Source organism: Pedobacter sp. MR2016-19, assembly GCF_014947265.1.
Taxonomy (GTDB): Bacteria; Bacteroidota; Bacteroidia; order Sphingobacteriales; family Sphingobacteriaceae; genus Pedobacter.
In genome coordinates, this window is record NZ_JADCNK010000038.1 from 1 (window position 1) to 18,174 (window position 18,174).

At 39.0% G+C, this 18,174-nt stretch carries 14 protein-coding genes; 9 read left to right on the forward strand and 5 right to left on the reverse strand.

Features of this window, described 5'->3' with window-relative positions; all coding sequences use genetic code 11:
• Positions 1 to 154: 154 nt before the first annotated feature.
• Positions 155 to 1,921 carry a S8 family peptidase gene (locus tag IM793_RS24375; protein WP_193426096.1) on the forward strand — a complete coding sequence of 589 codons (1,767 nt, stop codon included), beginning with the start codon at positions 155 to 157 and terminating at the stop codon, positions 1,919 to 1,921.
• A 243-nt stretch (positions 1,922 to 2,164) separates the two neighbouring features.
• Here IM793_RS24375 and IM793_RS24380 read toward each other — a convergent pair whose 3' ends face one another.
• The 4 genes from IM793_RS24380 to IM793_RS24395 all read right to left on the reverse strand — a co-directional run bounded on the left by IM793_RS24380 (position 2,165) and on the right by IM793_RS24395 (position 7,930).
• The gene (locus IM793_RS24380; RefSeq protein WP_193426074.1) at positions 2,165 to 2,941 is read right to left on the reverse strand and encodes a polysaccharide deacetylase family protein; all 777 of its coding nucleotides are present in this window, start codon (positions 2,939 to 2,941) and stop codon (positions 2,165 to 2,167) included.
• Position 2,942: 1 nt separating this feature from the next.
• Positions 2,943 to 3,875 (reverse strand): glycosyltransferase family 2 protein, encoded by a 933-nt coding sequence (locus IM793_RS24385; RefSeq protein WP_193426076.1) that lies wholly within the window; start codon positions 3,873 to 3,875, stop codon positions 2,943 to 2,945.
• Positions 3,872 to 5,056, reverse strand: coding sequence for a glycosyltransferase family 87 protein (locus tag IM793_RS24390; RefSeq protein ID WP_193426078.1), 1,185 nt, complete (start codon positions 5,054 to 5,056; stop codon positions 3,872 to 3,874). The genes IM793_RS24385 and IM793_RS24390 overlap by 4 nt, the downstream gene beginning before the upstream one ends.
• Positions 5,057 to 5,353: 297 nt before the next feature.
• Complete coding sequence (locus tag IM793_RS24395) at positions 5,354 to 7,930, reverse strand: alpha-L-arabinofuranosidase C-terminal domain-containing protein (protein WP_193426080.1); 2,577 nt, start codon at positions 7,928 to 7,930, stop codon at positions 5,354 to 5,356.
• A gap of 630 nt (positions 7,931 to 8,560) precedes the next feature.
• Between IM793_RS24395 and IM793_RS24400 the strand changes: the two genes are divergently transcribed.
• The 7 genes from IM793_RS24400 to IM793_RS24430 all read left to right on the forward strand — a co-directional run bounded on the left by IM793_RS24400 (position 8,561) and on the right by IM793_RS24430 (position 16,415).
• The gene (locus IM793_RS24400; RefSeq protein ID WP_082035969.1) at positions 8,561 to 8,638 is read left to right on the forward strand and encodes a potassium-transporting ATPase subunit F; all 78 of its coding nucleotides are present in this window, start codon (positions 8,561 to 8,563) and stop codon (positions 8,636 to 8,638) included.
• 39 nt (positions 8,639 to 8,677) lie between these two features.
• Positions 8,678 to 10,396 (forward strand): potassium-transporting ATPase subunit KdpA, encoded by a 1,719-nt coding sequence (kdpA, locus tag IM793_RS24405; protein ID WP_193426082.1) that lies wholly within the window; start codon positions 8,678 to 8,680, stop codon positions 10,394 to 10,396.
• 7 nt (positions 10,397 to 10,403) lie between these two features.
• Positions 10,404 to 12,431: a potassium-transporting ATPase subunit KdpB gene (gene kdpB, locus IM793_RS24410; RefSeq protein ID WP_193426084.1), complete on the forward strand. Its 2,028-nt coding sequence runs from the start codon at positions 10,404 to 10,406 to the stop codon at positions 12,429 to 12,431.
• Positions 12,432 to 12,537: 106 nt separating this feature from the next.
• Entirely contained in the window at positions 12,538 to 13,098 is a 561-nt protein-coding gene (locus tag IM793_RS24415) for a K(+)-transporting ATPase subunit C (RefSeq protein WP_193426086.1), read from the forward strand.
• 277 nt (positions 13,099 to 13,375) lie between these two features.
• Positions 13,376 to 14,446 (forward strand): porin, encoded by a 1,071-nt coding sequence (locus IM793_RS24420; RefSeq protein ID WP_193426088.1) that lies wholly within the window; start codon positions 13,376 to 13,378, stop codon positions 14,444 to 14,446.
• Between the two features lie 386 nt (positions 14,447 to 14,832).
• Positions 14,833 to 15,963 carry a sensor protein KdpD gene (locus IM793_RS24425; RefSeq protein WP_193426098.1) on the forward strand — a complete coding sequence of 377 codons (1,131 nt, stop codon included), beginning with the start codon at positions 14,833 to 14,835 and terminating at the stop codon, positions 15,961 to 15,963.
• 53 nt (positions 15,964 to 16,016) lie between these two features.
• Positions 16,017 to 16,415, forward strand: coding sequence for a hypothetical protein (locus tag IM793_RS24430; protein WP_193426090.1), 399 nt, complete (start codon positions 16,017 to 16,019; stop codon positions 16,413 to 16,415).
• Between the two features lie 158 nt (positions 16,416 to 16,573).
• Here the strand turns inward: IM793_RS24430 and IM793_RS24435 are convergent, their stop codons facing one another.
• Complete coding sequence (locus tag IM793_RS24435; RefSeq protein ID WP_193426092.1) at positions 16,574 to 17,314, reverse strand: SDR family oxidoreductase; 741 nt, start codon at positions 17,312 to 17,314, stop codon at positions 16,574 to 16,576.
• A gap of 120 nt (positions 17,315 to 17,434) precedes the next feature.
• Here IM793_RS24435 and IM793_RS24440 point away from each other — a divergent pair, with 120 nt between their 5' ends.
• On the forward strand, positions 17,435 to 18,010 hold the full coding sequence (locus IM793_RS24440; RefSeq protein WP_193426094.1) for a Crp/Fnr family transcriptional regulator: 576 nt from the start codon (positions 17,435 to 17,437) through the stop codon (positions 18,008 to 18,010).
• Positions 18,011 to 18,174: the final 164 nt, after the last annotated feature.

Sequence of the window (18,174 nt, forward strand, 5' to 3'; positions counted from 1 at the left end):
CGGAGTAAAACGGACAGCAGGAAGGAACCTAACCTAATGGTTACTGCTGCTGCGCTCCAAAAACAGATTGACTGCTCTTGTTAAAAAATGTAAAATCTTTCAACCTCAAGGTAATAAAACCGTATTATTGTAGTATTTCGTACATATTATGATGATGAATGTGAACCTTAAGAAATTAACTTTTCTTGCTTTTATTTTGTGTGTAAATTTTAGTGTTTTTGCTCAAAGTAAAAATGTACAACTCCCTGCAAATTGGTTTAACCTCGATTTACAGGAGAATGGCTATTTTGGTATTAGCACGGAGAAAGCTTATCGTGAACTTCTAAAGGATAAAAAAACTAAACAAAATATTATTGTGGCAGTAATTGATGGTGGTGTAGATATCAATCATCCTGATTTGCAAAGTGTTTTATGGACGAATAAAAAAGAGATTCCTGGAAATGGAATAGATGATGATGGCAACGGTTATATTGATGATATCCATGGCTGGAATTTTATCGGTTCTAAAAAAGGTAATCTGGAGTTCGATAATTTAGAACTGATTCGTTTGTTAAGAATTTATACTCCAAAATATCAATCAACAACCAATTTAACTCCTTTAGATAGCACGCAAAAAGAAGAATTTAAGCTTTATAAGAAAATGGTTGGCGATTTTGGTAAAAAATATGAAGATGCCAGCAATACTTTTTCTGTTTTGATTGCCATTAACAAAGTATTAGATTCTGTAGCTAAGATCAATAAAAAAGAAATCCCTACGATGGATGATGTTAATCAGTATAAGGCTGATGATGAAACGGAAGAGCAGGTAAAAACAATCATCAGAAAAGGAGCTAAAGAAGATGGTAGTTTTGAGAAGTTTTATAAAAACATAAAGGAAGGATACAAGCAATACGATGCGATGCTGAAGTACAACCTAAACCCTAAATATGATGTGCGCACGGAACTGGTTGGAGATGATTACAGCAATTCTTACCAAAAGGATTATGGAAACAACGATGTTAAAGGTCCGGATGCTTTTCATGGTACACACGTATCGGGAATTATTGGCGCCGATCGTACTAATTCAACAGGTATTTTGGGCGTAGCCAATCATGTAAGTATTATGGCTATCAGGGTAGTGCCTACAGGTGATGAACGCGATAAAGATGTGGCTAATGGCATCAGGTATGCAGTTGATAATGGCGCAAAGGTAATTAATATGAGTTTTGGTAAAAGTTACAAGTGGGATAAAAAAGCAGTAGACTCCGCGGTAAAATATGCAGAACTTAAAGGTGTATTGTTGGTACATGCAGCCGGAAACGACAACCAGAATAACGATATTGAAGAGAATTTTCCCAATAAGTTTTTTGACAGTAAAGAGGCAGAAATTTACAAGGAAGCCAATAAAAAACCCAGCAATCCAGATTTTACGCCACCTAAGCCTATGGCACAAAATAACGGAATGGGTATGAGGCCACCTTATAACCGACCTTCATTCGTAAAGCCTGCACCAATCGACTCAGCAAAGTTTAATCTACCCCATGCCAATAATTGGATTGAAGTAGGTGCAAGTGCTTATAAAGATGATGATAATCTGAAAGCCGATTTCTCTAATTATGGCAAGTACAGCGTTGATGTTTTTGCCCCAGGGTTTTTGATCAAATCTACAGTGCCAGATAATAAATATGAAGAAGCTGATGGAACAAGTATGGCCTCGCCGGTTGTTGCTGGTTTAGCCGGTTTAATTTTAAGCTATTATCCGGAATTAACACCTGCTCAGGTAAGAGAAATCATCATGAAATCTGTTTCGAAAGTAGCACATAAGATAAAATACAAGAATGATAGAGGGGAGAACACCCGTGTGCTTTTTAGCGAAATATGTGTGAGCGGTGGTATTGTAAATGCTTATAACGCACTTAAATTGGCAGAGTCGTATAAATAAAAAAGAGGTTTTTAGTTTTTTTTGAAGCGCAAGGGCATTACAACTATTTAGGTTTGTTCCCGTGCTCCGCTATATCCCTTCGCTACGCTTCGGGGATGCCGCTTCGCCCGGGGCTAAGCACTCCCAGTATCAGCTCCACACGTGTAAACTTAATTTAACCACCGATATAAAAATCCGTGGTTATCTGTGTGCATCTGTGGTTAAAAAAACTTAATTTAATAACATAACAATAAATAAAAACTACTAAACCAGGTTTTTAATAAACTCCTGAAAGGTGCCAAAAGGATAGTTTTTTGCTTTCATCCACGAAATTAGCGCTTCCATACGTTCTATCATTTTTCTACCTGTATTCTTCCTTACATAGCCAGGGAAGCCAAAGCGTTCGAAATCATTTAAATCGGTAAATTCCCAGGGGTGGAAATAGATATTCAGGTATTTATCCTTTTTATAAGTCCAACTGGCTAAGGTTTTGTAAATACTTAAAGGCAGATTGTGAAAAGAGAGCCAGAATAGGGGGAACCGGATTATCGGACTAACAGAAGCAGGAATTTGCAAAACATTATCTTTAATAAAATGCGTTCGCGAAATATTAAAATTATTATAGCGTCCGGGTAGGTAAGTTGGATTGATGGATGTGTTGTACGTGTATCCAGCTTTCTCAATCTCCTTTTCATCAACAGGCATCATTCTCGCCATGCGGTAACCTGTAATTTCTTTACCTGAAAGCTCTTCGAGTTTGAGCTTAGATTGAAGCAGGTGTTCGGGTTTAAAATCAGAATGGTAATAACCGTGCGAGGCCAGTTCGTGCCCTGTTTCTGTAATCCGCTTAATCAGATCAGGTATATTTTCGGCAAAAGTAACCGTGCAGAAAAAAGTAGCTTTCACACTATATTTATCCAAAATGTCTAAAATAGCAATAGTTCCTGCTCTCGAAATGGCAATCTGATCTTCAAAAGAGATTTCTTTTCCGTATTCAAAAGGCATGTCAAACTCTTCGATATCAAAACTTAACAGTACCATTTTATTTTTGCTGGATATTGGTTGAACGGATAATATAATTTGGACGATTTTTAGTTTGCATAAACATTTTGCCTACGTAAATGCCTATAATGCCTAATATAATGAGCTGTAATCCACCAAAAAAGACAATGGTCATAATTACTGATGCCCAGCCAGAAACTTCTACATGGTTTACAAAAGCATAAATAATGTAGGGGATATACAATACAGAGGCAAAGGAAAGAATGAAACCAAGGTATACTGCAGAGTATAGGGGTTTTATACTGAATGAGGTAACGCCATGTAGCGCCAGCCTTAACATCTTTTTAAAAGTATATTTGCTATTCCCCGAAAAACGTGCTGCAGGATTGTAACGAATGGCATACTGCTTAAAGCCAAGCCACTTTACCAGACCACGTAAAAATGGCTCGTTTTCATGAAAATTCCTAAAAACACTCACAACTTTTTGATCGAGTAAGCGGAAATCGGCAGCGCCTGGCTCAAGATCAATATCTGATAACCAGTTTAAGGTTTTATAAAATAAGCTTGAGGAACTTCTTTTTCCTTTTGATAAATTCTTATCCTCTTCCCTGATGGTGTACACCACTTCGAAGCCTTCCTGCCACTTCTGTAACATTTGGGGAATTAACTCCGGAGGATGTTGCATATCGCAATCCATGGAAATTACACAATCGCCAAACGCATGGTCCATGCCGGCTTTAACAGCCAATTGGTGACCAAAGTTCTTAGAAAACTCGAGAAAGAATATGTTGCCTATGGTTGAAGCGTATTCTTTTATTGTTTCGAGGGTATGATCGGCACTTCCATCATCCACCAGAATAATTTCATAATCGTAATTGATGGTTGAAAAAACTTTTTTAATACTTTCAGTTATTACAAAAATATTATCGGCTTCGTTGTAAGCAGGGATTACTATAGAAACTAATTTATTCATTTATCGGCAATCAGATAAGACTCAAAATCCTCTTTCATCATCTGGTAAATTATGGTTAGCCAAATGATAACGCAAGGTAGGGCTTTAAGCGAATATAGACGAATAAATTCTTTTACCGGCCTTGGGAAAATATCGGTTGGCGACAGGCTGGTTAATATAAATGCAAAAATAAACAAGGCAATTATCCACCCTTTTTTTGGGTTTTGCTGCACCATAAACCAAATGGCAACACCTGCGAAAGCAATAATATAGGTTGGGGATTCAGAACCACTGCTAAATATAACGGTAAAAATAAGGGTTGATGCCAATAACATTAACCTAAAGCCAATATATTTATATTGCTTTACCCGTAAATAAGGCAAAGCAAATAATATAAGACCACCTAATAAAAATGGGAGATTGGGAATGTTTACGTTTCCTGTTGCTCTTCTAACGATTCCCATTAAAGAAATATCCTGAAATGAAGTTAATGATGCATTTAAGTCATTTTTATGGGCTAGGGAATGGTACCAGTCGCTATATGATTGAATTACAAATGCCGGAGATGAAATTACCATTGGTAAAACAAAGAGTATTGCAAAAGCGGTTAAGCCACCTATGATAAATTTTAACTTATTTTTAGTGAAGAAGAAAAATGCCAATCCAACAATCCCGTAAAGTTTAACCAATGTGCCGAAGGCGATAAAAAAAGCCGATTGTATTTCTTTCTTTTTAATCAGATAGGAGAAACTTAGTAATATTAATCCTGTTAGTGCAATGTTAAACTGAAAGCTGAAAAGTGCAGTTAATGTTTCGTGTGCACAGATCCATGCAATTATGGTGCGCTTGTTAAGTGATATGGGTAGACTGTAAATTCCCCAAAGTAATATCGCAACATTGGCGATGTTCCAAAGTATACAGCCTAAACCATCTGGCAATACTGCAAATGGAGCAATAAAAATCGAAAACACGGGGCCATAATGGTTACTATCAAAGTATTCGGGATAATTAGTGTATAAATTCTCTAAATCGACGGTATGCCAGTATACATATTTAAAAATCAGGTAATTGTTGTAGGAATGGTGATGGTATTGCTTAAAACCAGCTACAAGAGCCAATAGGAGATAAACAGCAAATACACATTGCTTTTTTAAAAGTAATGAGGACAGTTTACCAAGATTAGTTTTTGTGGAAGTGTTCATTATAATTTGGTGCCGCAATATAGCTATTTTAACAGCTCACATGGACATCTATTCTTTTAAAGCTTTGCTTTTTGTTCGCGCTTAAAGACAGATCTTTTTGGCAAACTGGTAGGCTGCGCGAGATCGTCATTCCCAACTCGATTGGGAATCGTAATGCAAGCGCTTAAGATTCCCGCCTGCGCGGGAATGACGACCGTGTTAATGGATTATGTCTATGGTAGCTTGTTCGGCGTGACAAAAAATCAAAGTGAATTACAATTTAATGATACAGCCTCTTTTAGGTTTTATTCCCTGAACCTAATGCGCTTTAAATCTTAAAACGGTAAAAGAGTAAGCTGGTAGCTCAAGTTGTCTGCTTGCATCTGTATTAATTGTTGTCATAATCGGAACAGCTTTTTTATCTGCCGGGTTACCTGAAATTACAGTTTTGATGGCACTTTTTCCAAGTTGTTGCTGATTTAAATCGAGCGAGGTTTTCACGGTAACCGGAAGCAGGTTAACAAGTTTAATGATCAAATCGCCGGTTTTGGCATCTTTAACCATCGAACAGGCCATCCGTTTATTTACATTTTCCTGGTTTGAAGAAAGAACCATAGTTGATGGGATATATTCATCACCAGCATTCTGTCCGTATAATTTTTGTACGAAATAGCCTATTGTGGGTTTTACCTCTGCATTATTAAAATAAATCAGGTCAGGATCCCATTGCGTATGCCCCTCTTTAGCGATCAGTGGGGCATAAGATGCCATACTCACCACGTCACCATTGCGCTCCAGAGAAATAAGGTATAGTGCTTCAGCAAGTGACGTTTCCAGGTTCGTTCTATTGCCACCAGGTAAACTTGCAGCATATTCGCCGAGGTAAACTTTCGATTTAGACCGGTCGTAACTGTCGTAAAAAATTTGATTATTGATAAACCAACCCGGCGATTGGTAATAATGTTCATCAATAATAGGAACATTAAGGTTTGATGCAATTTGCCAGCCAGCTTCATAATCAGTTCCTTCGTAAAACGGACCTGCAGTACCAATAATTGTAATTTCGGGATGAGACTTTCTCAGTGCTTTATAGATCATTGTAAACCGTTCAGCAAATACTTCAGTAATCTGGTCTTCATTGCCAATGCCTATATATTTCAGGTTAAATGGTTTTGGGTGGCCTGCTTCAGCACGTTTCTTACCCCATTCGGTTTTTACATCACCGTTGGCGTATTCTATTAAATCTTCTATATCCTGTATATATTGTCCCATTTCACTCATAGGTATGCCACCCTGTTGGCCACCACCACCTGTAGCTGAATTTTGGCAAGGTACACCGGCAGCTACTACCGGAACGGGTGCAGCACCAATATCTTCGCAGAATTGAAAGTACTCGTAATAACCAAGCCCCATGGTTTGATGGTAGCCCCAAAGGTTTCGATCTGGTTTACGAGCAGCTAAGGGACCAATTGAGTTTTTCCATTTGTAGATGTTGGCTATACCATCACCATGCGCAAGACAACCTCCTGGAAAACGTACAAAACGAGGGTGTATATCTCCAATGGTTTGAGCGAGATCTGCCCTTAATCCATTTTTTCGGCCTTTAAAAGTATGCTTTGGAAACAACGAAACCATATCAATTGCAATACGCCCCGGATTGCGAATCAAGATTTCGAGTTTTGCATCGGTCACATCTGCAGAAGATACCAAAGTTAATGCTTGTGTTTTCCAGTTGCTTGAAGTGAGGTTTAAATCCGATTTAGCCAAAATTCCCTGTTTATCACTTACCAGCCTTACTTCGAGATTCGCCTTTTTTATATTCAATAACTTAGCTGATAACGAAAAATCATAAGGTTCGCCTTTTTTCAATGCTATTCCATCAAAACCGCTATTAAGAATGGATGCTCCGGCAAGGGGAATATCCAAAACCGCATAGTGCGGATTATTGGGATGAATTGGCGAAATCGAATCTATTTTTATGGTAGCGCGATCACCCTTCAATAGCCAGGCATAACTGCTGTTCCAGTTTTGGTCGTTGTATTCTTTATCACGGGGGTGATATTCAAAATCCCGGTTTTGAATCAGTTCGGCATACAAACCGCCATCAGCTGCATAATTTAAATCTTCGAAAAATACGCCTGTTAGCATATTGCTGATCGCTTTTGCTTTATCGGGTTGGAAAGTTATTTTTGCCTCCACATTTTTAAGTCCTGCAAAACGCTGTGCATCATCCCTGGTAGTTTCTCTATCCTGTTTGTTTTTATAGTCTTTTAGTTCATATGCTTTTTTTAAGCCCAGAATAACTTTCCATGGTAAACGATGCACTTGTCCGTTAGTTGCATTGAATAGATTAACCGATGTACTCCCATTGAGGTAAGCTGAAGCAGGCACTTCTTTTACAGGGCTGTAATGGTTTAAATCTTTGGTGTTAGTTTGGAAATATTTTTCGTTAGCATCCGCATAGGTTACCGTATATTCATCCAGGTTGCCATCATATTTAATCATTGGGCGTAAAACATTTTTACCTTGCTTTACATAAGGATAGTTTTGCGGGCTCCAGTTTACAAGATCTTTCGAACTTGAGGTAGCAAACTGTAGCGTATGGTTGTTCAGGCTCCAAATACATACCCAAAGTCCATTTTTGCCCTGGATAAGAAAAGGCGTTATCATTTTTTTTTCACTTCCCCATCGGCCATAATCGCTTTTCAGATAGGTATAATCGTTCCCTAAAGGTGTCCAGTTCTGTTTATCTAAACTCCAGGCAAAACGAAGTCCGTTTGCATTATAAGCAAATAAATAAGCCGAATCGGGCTCGTTGATTGGTTTTTTATTTATGGCAGATACATTTACTGCGACTAAAATCAGCGCTGCAAGAAGCCAAAATTTTCTTTCCATTTTTTGTTAAAATTTAATTGTTAAATTCCATTTATTGGCCAATGCCTGGTGTTCATTTAGTTAGAAATTTTTTCTAATTTAATAATAATCGTTATAACTACGATTATTATTGATGTTACTTATTCATAAATAATTTGGTGAGGAATCGATTAATCCAAATGCAAAGATAAAAATACAGGCCTAGAGCCACATTTTAACGCTGCTTTGCGAATTAACTTGAGTTAGCGTGCAGGTGCTAAGATCGCGATGGAATTAAATTAAGTATCTTCAATAAACTGATCATTTTATCTGCAAGGCCAATCAGACTGATGTAAGTGCACGGAAGAAATTGTTTAGTCTCCAATCATTGACCATGAGAGATTGCATATCACAGTATGGCAAATACCAATATGAAAAAAACCTTTCCAAAATGGAAGGGTTTTTTTATATCTAATTCTAATTGATGTTATGGTTATTTGTTTAACTTTATGTGTATCAGTTATTTAATTGATTCATCTCTTTTATGGTATAAGAGTTGGCTACTGGCCTGTAAAATCATTACAATTATGACAATATTACTTTTTTTAATCCTGGTACTGCTTTGCTGGGCTACTTACAAATCGATAAACTGGTTCGAAAAAATCTAACACTATGATCGCATTATTTATTATCGCCATCGCCGTATTTATCTATATGATTTACGTGCTGATCAAACCCGAAAAATTTTAATCCTTACCTCCTTCAACGGAGCAATTAACAAATTAAGAAATGAATACTGAATTAACCGGCATTATTGCCACATTTCTGCTCACCCTGGTTATCGCCATCCCTTTGGGTAAATACCTGGCCAAGGTTTTTGCAGGAGAAAAAGTCTGGACAGATTTTTTAAAACCATTGGAAACTGGTATTTACAAGCTTTCCGGAATCAATATTAAAGAACAAATGAACTGGAAACAGCAGTTAAAAGCACTGCTTACCATTAATATACTATGGTTGTTTTATGGTTTTTTTGTGCTCATATTTCAGGATAAGCTTCCTTTCAATCCGGATGGAAATCCTGGGATGACACCAGATCTCGCTTTTAATACCATTATCAGCTTTGTTGCCAACTGTAATCTCCAGCACTATTCAGGCGAGAGTGGCGTAAGTTACCTTACCCAGCAATATGTACTTATGTTTCTTCAGTTTGTAAGTGCTGCAACAGGTATCGCAGCTGCAGTAGTTCTTTTTAAAGCTTTTAGAGATAAAACAACTACTGAGTTGGGTAATTTCTGGGAATTTTTTGTGAAGTCAATTACCCGTTTATTGTTGCCTTTATCATTCGTAATGGCCTTAATCTTAACTTTTAGCGGTACACCTGCAAGTTATGATGGTAAAGATAAATTCATTTCTCTACAGGGCGATACGGTTAATGTTTCGAGAGGACCGGCTGCTCAAATGATTGCCATTAAACATCTGGGTACAAATGGCGGAGGTTATTTTGGGGCCAATTCGGCACATCCATTTGAAAACCCAAGTTACTTTACCGATATGGTTGAGTTGATTGCTCAGGTCATTATTCCAATTGCCATGGTAATTGCTTTCGGTTATTTTATCCGCAGGAAAAAATTGGCCTGGACCATATTTGGTGTAATGACCATCGGTTTGTTTATGCTGCTCATCCCTATGCTTAGCTCAGAACTGGGCGGAAATCCAGCTTTGGCAAAAATGGGTATTTCACAAACTACAGGAGCAATGGAAGGAAAAGAAGTCCGCTTCGGTCCTGCTGCATCTGCTTATTGGTCAACGGTAACTACGATTATTTCTACGGGTTCTGTAAACGGTATGCACGATAGTACCATGCCGATGTCGGGTACCTGGCAGTTACTTGGAATGATGATCAACTCATTTTATGGCGGTTGTGGTGTAGGTTTATTGAACTATTTCATCTACCTGATTGTTGCCGTATTTATTTCGGGATTGATGGTAGGAAGAACACCAGAATTTCTTGGCCATAAGGTAGAAGCCAGAGAGATTAAGATTGCGGCGATTATTACTTTGCTGAGTCCGTTTTTGATCCTTGCCGGTACAGCCATTGCAAGTTATATTTTTACCAGTCATGGCAATGCTGCCTGGGCTGTTCAACCTAAAAGCTGGCTCAATAATCCTGGTTTCCACGGATTCTCTGAGATGCTGTATGAAATGACTTCATCAAATGCGAACAATGGTTCGGGATTTGAAGGATTGGGAGATAACAATATGTTCTGGAATCTATCCACTGGTATTGTGATTTTCTTAGGCCGTTTCTTACCGATTATTGGCCCGGTTGCCATTGCCGGATTACTGGGAGCCAAAAAATTCATCCCTGAATCGGCCGGTACGCTTAAAACAGATACCAAAACTTTCGCACTGATGACTTTTGCGGTGATCATCGTGTTAAATGCACTTTCTTATTTTCCTGCTCTGGCTTTAGGTCCTTTGGCAGAATATTTTACCATGCTTAAATAAACATATAATGAAACCCAATAATAAATTGTTCGAACCTGCCTTGGTGCAGACCGCACTAAAACAATCTTTCATCAAGCTTGATCCAAGGGTAATGGTACGGAACCCAGTAATGTTTACCGTAGAAATCGGAACACTGGTAATGGCTTATGTTACCGTATACTCTTTCAGCCATAGCGGACAAGGATCGCCTTTGTACAATTTCTTCATCTTTTTAGTTTTATTGCTTACCGTTCTGTTTGCAAACTTCGCTGAAGCCATTGCAGAAGCAAGAGGCAAGGCACAGGCCGACAGCCTTCGTAAAACAAGGGAAGAAACGCCAGCCAAAGTGCTTTTGGCCAACGGAACCATCGAAATTCGTTCATCCAATCAATTAAAAAAAGGCGATGTGTTCGTTTGCGAAACAGGCGATACCATTCCAACAGATGGAGAGATTATTGAAGGGATTGCCACTATTGACGAATCGGCAATTACTGGTGAGTCTGCCCCGGTAATCCGTGAATCTGGAGGTGATAAATCTTCGGTAACTGGTGGTACAAAAGTTTTATCTGATGAGATTAAAGTTCAGGTAAGCACTGCTCCAGGAGAAAGCTTTTTAGATAAGATGATTGCTTTGGTTGAAGGTGCATCACGTCAGAAAACACCAAACGAGATAGCTTTGACCATTCTGCTGGCCAGTTTTACCCTGGTGTTTATCATTGTATGCGTAACCTTGAAACCGTTTGCTGATTATGCCAATACCCCAATAACCATTGCATCGTTAATTTCCCTGTTTGTATGTTTAATCCCAACCACTATCGGCGGACTTTTATCTGCTATTGGTATTGCCGGAATGGACAGGGCATTAAGAGCCAATGTGATTACCAAATCGGGTAAAGCGGTAGAAACTGCGGGTGACATTGATGTATTACTTTTAGATAAAACAGGAACCATCACCATTGGTAACCGTAAAGCCACTAATTTTTACCCAACAGCAGGTGTAAACATTAAAGCTTTTACAGATGCCTGTGTGTTAAGCTCATTGGCTGATGAAACCCCGGAAGGAAAATCGATTATCGAACTGGCTGCTGAACAAGGTTTCAAATCTGCCGGAACGCCAGAGGGATCAACATTCATCAAGTTTACTGCCGAAACCCGTTCGAGCGGATTGGATACTGTAGATGGAAGAAGGATCAGAAAAGGTGCCTTCGATTCGATCAGGAATATTGTTGAAAAAGCCGGGAATATTTTTCCTTCTGATATCGAAAACCATGTAAAGGCTATTGCTACCAATGGAGGAACACCACTTGTCGTGTCCGAAAATGAAAAAGCCCTTGGCGTAATCGAATTACAGGACATTATTAAACCTGGTATCAGCGAACGTTTTGAGCGCTTAAGGAAAATGGGTGTAAAAACAGTAATGGTTACCGGAGATAACCCGTTAACGGCTAAATATATTGCAGAAAAAGCAGGTGTTGATGATTTTATTGCAGAGGCTAAACCCGAGGATAAAATGAATTACATCAAAGATGAACAAACCCTTGGTAAGCTGGTAGCCATGATGGGTGACGGTACCAATGATGCCCCTGCTTTGGCGCAGGCCGATGTGGGTGTAGCCATGAACAGTGGAACACAGGCTGCAAAAGAAGCCGGTAACATGGTCGATTTGGATAATGATCCTACCAAACTGATTGAGATCGTAGAAATCGGCAAACAATTGCTGATTACCCGCGGTACATTAACCACTTTTTCCATCGCGAATGATGTGGCCAAGTATTTTGCAATCGTTCCGGCCTTGTTTATTGCATCAATTCCTGCTTTGCAAAGCCTGAATATTATGGGCCTGCATTCACCAGAATCAGCAATTATGTCTGCGGTGATTTTTAACGCCATCATTATTCCAATCCTGATCCCACTGGCTTTAAAAGGTGTGGCCTACAAACCTATCGGTGCAACTGCCTTATTACGTAGAAACCTATTTATATATGGTATCGGCGGCGTGGTAGCACCATTTATAGGGATTAAAATAATCGATTTATTGGTCGGATTATTTGTGTAGAAGTTTCCGTCATTCCCGCGTATGCGGGAATCGTAATGCAGGTGCTTTAAGATTCCCAATCGAGTTGGGAATGACGAATCGAATAAGAATTTAAAAAAATAAAAAGATGAAAAAGTACATCATTCAATCCATCCGCTTAACACTTGTATTATTGGTATTGTTATGCGTGATATATCCAGTTACTGTTGCCTTTATCGGTAAAATGTCTAAAGGAAACGGGGGAGGAGAAAAAGTCACCAAAAATGGTAAAACAGTAGGTTATGCATTATTGGGTCAGTCGTTTACCAAACCTCAATATTTCTGGGGAAGACCATCAGCAGTTGCCTACAATGCAGCGGGTTCTGCAGGTTCTAACAAAGGGCCATCTAATCCTGACTATTTAAAAGAAGTGCAATCACGGATTGATACTTTATTGAAATATAATCCGAGCATCAAAAAATCAGATATCCCTGCTGATATGGTTACTGCTTCAGGAAGCGGACTTGATCCAAATATTTCTGAACAGGGTGCAGCCATTCAGATCGAAAGGGTTGCTGCAGCCCGTAAAATCGATGTGAAAAAAGTGAAAGAACTGGTTGCCATGAACACACTTAAACCATTTATGGGTGTATTCGGCCCTTCATCAGTAAATGTGCTGAAATTAAATCTTGCTCTTGATGCACTTTAGTTAGCGACTTTGCAGTCTGTCCAAATGCGTTTGCCAAAACTAAAAGGATAGATATGACGATGATAGGTTGCGAGGGATCGTCATTCCCAACTTGATTGGGGATCTTAATGCCAATGTATGCTGAATTAAGATTCCCGCCTGCGCGGGAATGACGAACATTTGGAACTTTAACTACTCAAAAAATATTTCCCAAAACAATAACAACGGCAATGCTTTAAGGTCTGGTGCCAACTAGCCTGGGCCTTAGGCTTTGCCTAATACAAAACAGTCAGATAAAATGAAAAAAATACTATTACTTGCCGCTACACTTACTACAGGATTCATTGCAGGAGCACAAGAAGAACCAAAAATTAAAGTGACGGGTTACCTTGAAGCCTATTATGGATACGATTTTAATAAACCTGCAGACCATAACCGTCCGGGTTTTATTTATTCGCATAACCGGGCAAACGAAGTAAACCTGAACCTTGGTTTTATCAAGGCCGCTTATGATACCGGAATGATCAGGGCTAATTTAGCAGTAATGGCAGGAACTTATGCCAATGCTAATCTTGCTGCCGAGCCTGGTGTATTAAAAAATATCTTTGAGGCCAATGCCGGGGTAAAATTATCCAAAACAGAAAACCTTTGGATTGATGCCGGAATCTTTTCTTCGCATATCGGTTTCGAAGGCGCGGTTTCGAAAGATTGTTGGGTACTTACCAGAAATATTTCTTCAGAAAATACACCTTACTACGAATCGGGTGCCAAAATTACTTATGGTACCAAAGATGGTAAATTTACAGCTACCGCATTGTACCTGAATGGATGGCAGCGCATTACCCGCCAGAATGGAAATAATAAACCTGCTGGTGGACTTCAGCTGACCTGGAAACCAACCGATAAAATTACCGTAAATTACAGCAATTATCTTGGAACAGAAGGTGCTGATTCTGTTCGGGTAAACAGGTTTTACCACAATGTTTATGGGGTTTTTCAGCTTACCGATAAGTTTGGTGTAACCCTTGGATTTGATTACGGCACGCAACAAAAACAAAAAGGCGGTAGTGATAAAAGCGAAGTTATTTCTCCGGTAGCCATTGCACAATATAAATTTGCACCAAAATGGGCCGTTGCCGGAAGATTTGAATATTATGAAGATAAAAACGGAATTTTTATTGCCACCGGCACACCACAAGGTTTTAAAACCAAAGGTTATTCTTTAAATCTTGATTACTCGCCAATCGCCAATGCTGTTGTGAGGTTGGAAGGAAAAGCCTACGATAGCAAAGACAAAATATTTGCCAGGGAGGGCGCTGCGGTTAATGCCAATGCAAGTTTAACGGCAAGTATTGCGGTATCGTTTTAAAAAATAAGTGCCGTCATCTCGACCGTAGTGGAGAGATCTGTTGAGTATCTGTTACATAGATCTCTCCATTTCGTTGCACTCCAGTCGAGATGACGACCCTTTAGAAATGAATTTTTTGAAAATCCAAAAACAATGCATCCCTATATAGAAATCATATTTAGTCTGTTTTTAGCATTCTCAGGAATATTAATGATGCGAAAATTGAATTCGTTAAAAAGGAATAAAATAGGTGTAAAAAAAAGAAGTTATGCTGCAGAAAAATACTTTAAACTGCTTTATAATAAGATCTATTTTAGGTTTATGATCGTATTATTTACATTGGTTATGATTGTTGCAATTACTATATTGATAGAAAAAGGAATAATGAATGTTACCTGGTAAATATGATGGAAGAAGAACAAAAAGAAGAGTCGGTCAGACATTTTTTAGATCTGGTTAAAAAATCCAGGCGCGGAAAGCTCAAAATCTATATTGGCATGAGTGCTGGTGTGGGTAAAACTTACCGTATGCTTCAGGAATCGCATGCATTACTGCGGAATGGCGTAGATATTTGTATCGGTTACGTTGAAACCCACAAAAGGGTAGAAACAGAAGCACTTGTTGCGGGTCTTCCGGTTATTCCGAGGCGGAAAATCTTTTATCGGGGCAAGGAAATCGAAGAGATGGACCTTAAAGGAATCATGAATCGCCATCCGGAGATTGTAATTGTGGATGAACTCGCCCATACCAATGCCGAAGGTAGTAAAAACACCAAACGCTGGCAGGATGTTTTCGATCTGCTTGAGGCAGGGATCAGCGTAATCTCTGCAGTAAATATTCAGCACCTGGAAAGCATTAATGAAGAAATTGAGCAGATTACAGGCATAGCTGTTACCGAACGGATCCCGGATAAGATATTGGAGCTAGCCGATGAGATCGTAAATATCGACCTTACAGCTGATGAACTGGTTACCCGCCTTAAAGAAGGCAAAATTTACGATCAATCAAAGATCGAAAGGGCATTGGGTAATTTTTTTCAATCTGATAAAATTCTTCAGCTGCGCGAACTGGCTTTAAAAGAGGTGGTGCACCAGGTGGAGCGGAAAATCCAGACCGAAATTCCCAAATCAATTAAACTTAGGCCCGAACGCTTTTTGGCTTGTATTTCTTCCAACGCAGAAACCGCAGGTGTAGTGATCCGGAAAACAGCAAGACTTGCTTCCTATTACCGGTCGCCATGGATGGTATTGTATGTGCAAAGCGATAGTGAAAGCATGGAACGCATTAAACTGGATAAACAACGCCATCTGATTAATCATTTTAAACTGGCTACCGAACTGGGTGCTGAAGTAATTAAAATAAAAAGTAACGCTATTACCAGGACCATCATCGATATCGCCACTGAAAAAGAAGTAACCACGATATGCATTGGTAAACCTCATCTTAATATTTTTCAGGTAATTTTACGTACTGCGGTTTTTAATGGCTTGCTCAAGAATCTGGCGATGAAAGATATTGATCTGGTTATCCTATCTTAAAAATAAAAATTGCTGATCACACAATTCTCAATTAATCAAAACCATATTCCTTTATGTCGGTTGAAATAATAGGACCTAAGGAAAGTGATATGGAAAAAAAGGATACTAAAACCCGTTTGATTAATGAGATTACCACTACAGGATTACAAAGTGCTGCTAAAAAATTAGGTACTTCGGCAAGCAAAAAACAGATTAGAAAAGGTATTTCAAGAAACATCAGTTTAATAGATGAGCTAATGCATATTGCTTTAATCAAAAATAAAGATTCATCGAAAAGGGTGCAGCGCAATATTGAGTTTGTTGGCCTGGGTATAATGGCGGCGCATACTTTTTACCGTGGTTTTAAAACGAGAAAAAGGTTATTGATATTCGAAGGCGTTTTTCTCACTGCCACCCTTGGAGGAGTGTTATTGGCCACGCAACTTAAAGCATTAAAACGGCAAATAGTGTGATATATTGGAGTTGCGGAAAGTCGTCATCTTGATCCGAGAGCTATCGGATGAAACGTAATGAAATGGGGCGATCTTCAATAGATTTAGCTTCGCTAAGCACTACCTGGTTTCTAGACTGCGTTGCCCTCTGATCGAAATGACGATTTTTTTATTGTGAATTACACCAATACCGAACCACCATCTACCACAATTACTTGCCCTGTGCCGTATTGTTGTTTCATGGTGTATAAAAATGCCTGTGCAATATCGCCGGCTTCTCCAACGCGCTTTACAGGTAAACGTTCACCCATACCAACATAGAGGTTATTTCTATCCTCATCGCTCATGCTGTTCCATAAATTGGTTTTAACCACACCTGGCGATACCAAATTTATACGTACTGGTGCCAGTTCTACAGCCATTGCACGGGTAAAACCTTCCATGGCGCCACAAATACTGGCTGCTACGCCCCAGCCGGCACTTGGCCGTGGGCTGGCAATACCTCCTGTTAAATTAATAGAACCACCTGCCTTAATTTTCTTTGCTGCATATTTAACTGCAGCAAAAGCACCCCAATACCTTAATGTAAAAAACTGACGGGCATCATCCAGGTCAGTTTCATCAACCGTATTCAATACCAGATTTTCGCCTGCGGTATATACCAGGTGATCGAAAGATTCTGCTGAATTAAAAAACTGTTTGATGTTTTCTTCTTTACTCAGATCTACGGCAAAGCCTTTGCAGTTTTCGGGTAAGGATTTTAATGCCTCATTAATCCTGTTTTCATTACCGGAAACAATTACCACTTTTGCACCATCGTACGCTGCGGCCTGTGCGGTTGCAAAACCTAGACCTGAGCTTCCACCTAATATGATCACTGTTTTTCCTTTGAGTGTAAATTTATTTGCTTTTATTTTCATGATGTTGTAAATTGAAGTGCAAATTTTGAGATATCAACGACCAATTCACTTACCAATTGGTAAAAACGGTTTGAGCTTGTATTTTTGTTCAACTCAACTCCATATCATATATAAATCCCAATGCCGAACAAACTTATCAGCTACCTGAAACTGTACCATCAAATTTCGGCAGAAGAAGAACAGTATATCATAGAAGCCTTTAATCTCAAAATGTTTAAAGAAGGAGAAGCGCTTTCCCAGCCAGGCAGTATTAGCAAAGAACTTTTTTTTATTGTTGATGGCGTACTCCGGATCGTTATCCGAAATGAAAAGGGGAATGAAGTGACTCATTATTTTTTAAAGGAAAATCAGTTTTGTACGATATTGAATAGTTTCCATAAGCAGATACCAGCAGAAGAGTGTATACAAGCAGCCTGCAATTGTGAAGTTTTAGGCATTAGCAGAACAGCACTTTTGAAACTTTACGAACAGGTACCCTATCTAAAAACACTTATTGATCAGATTACACAACAAGCTTTGATAGACAAGATCAATATCCGAAATGCCTATTTGGGGCAGGATTCTGCCAATAGATACCGGTTGTTTGTTGCCCGTCAGGCCGATATTGCCCTGCGCGTATCATTAACAGATGTAGCTTCTTATTTGGGCATCACACCACAATCTTTATCCAGGATCAGAAGGCAGATCAATAGCTAGTTATTATCTTCACTAATTACAGGAACACTTTTTTAATAGTAGATAAAACATTGGCGTAGTGGCCATACCCGGCCAAATATTGATCAAGCCATTAAAAAAGCATCCTTATACATTAGGATTACTTTTTAGTGCCTCATAGGTACGTTCACAATGCTATTACGTTC

Coding starts and splice junctions, on each gene's coding strand:
- IM793_RS24375 (WP_193426096.1), top strand. CDS start 155: ATGAATGTGAACCTTAAGAAATTAACTTTTCTTGCTTTTATTTTGTGT.
- IM793_RS24380 (WP_193426074.1), bottom strand. CDS start 2,941: ATGGTACTGTTAAGTTTTGATATCGAAGAGTTTGACATGCCTTTTGAA.
- IM793_RS24385 (WP_193426076.1), bottom strand. CDS start 3,875: ATGAATAAATTAGTTTCTATAGTAATCCCTGCTTACAACGAAGCCGAT.
- IM793_RS24390 (WP_193426078.1), bottom strand. CDS start 5,056: ATGAACACTTCCACAAAAACTAATCTTGGTAAACTGTCCTCATTACTT.
- IM793_RS24395 (WP_193426080.1), bottom strand. CDS start 7,930: ATGGAAAGAAAATTTTGGCTTCTTGCAGCGCTGATTTTAGTCGCAGTA.
- IM793_RS24400 (WP_082035969.1), top strand. CDS start 8,561: ATGATCGCATTATTTATTATCGCCATCGCCGTATTTATCTATATGATT.
- kdpA (WP_193426082.1), top strand. CDS start 8,678: ATGAATACTGAATTAACCGGCATTATTGCCACATTTCTGCTCACCCTG.
- kdpB (WP_193426084.1), top strand. CDS start 10,404: ATGAAACCCAATAATAAATTGTTCGAACCTGCCTTGGTGCAGACCGCA.
- IM793_RS24415 (WP_193426086.1), top strand. CDS start 12,538: ATGAAAAAGTACATCATTCAATCCATCCGCTTAACACTTGTATTATTG.
- IM793_RS24420 (WP_193426088.1), top strand. CDS start 13,376: ATGAAAAAAATACTATTACTTGCCGCTACACTTACTACAGGATTCATT.
- IM793_RS24425 (WP_193426098.1), top strand. CDS start 14,833: ATGGAAGAAGAACAAAAAGAAGAGTCGGTCAGACATTTTTTAGATCTG.
- IM793_RS24430 (WP_193426090.1), top strand. CDS start 16,017: ATGTCGGTTGAAATAATAGGACCTAAGGAAAGTGATATGGAAAAAAAG.
- IM793_RS24435 (WP_193426092.1), bottom strand. CDS start 17,314: ATGAAAATAAAAGCAAATAAATTTACACTCAAAGGAAAAACAGTGATC.
- IM793_RS24440 (WP_193426094.1), top strand. CDS start 17,435: ATGCCGAACAAACTTATCAGCTACCTGAAACTGTACCATCAAATTTCG.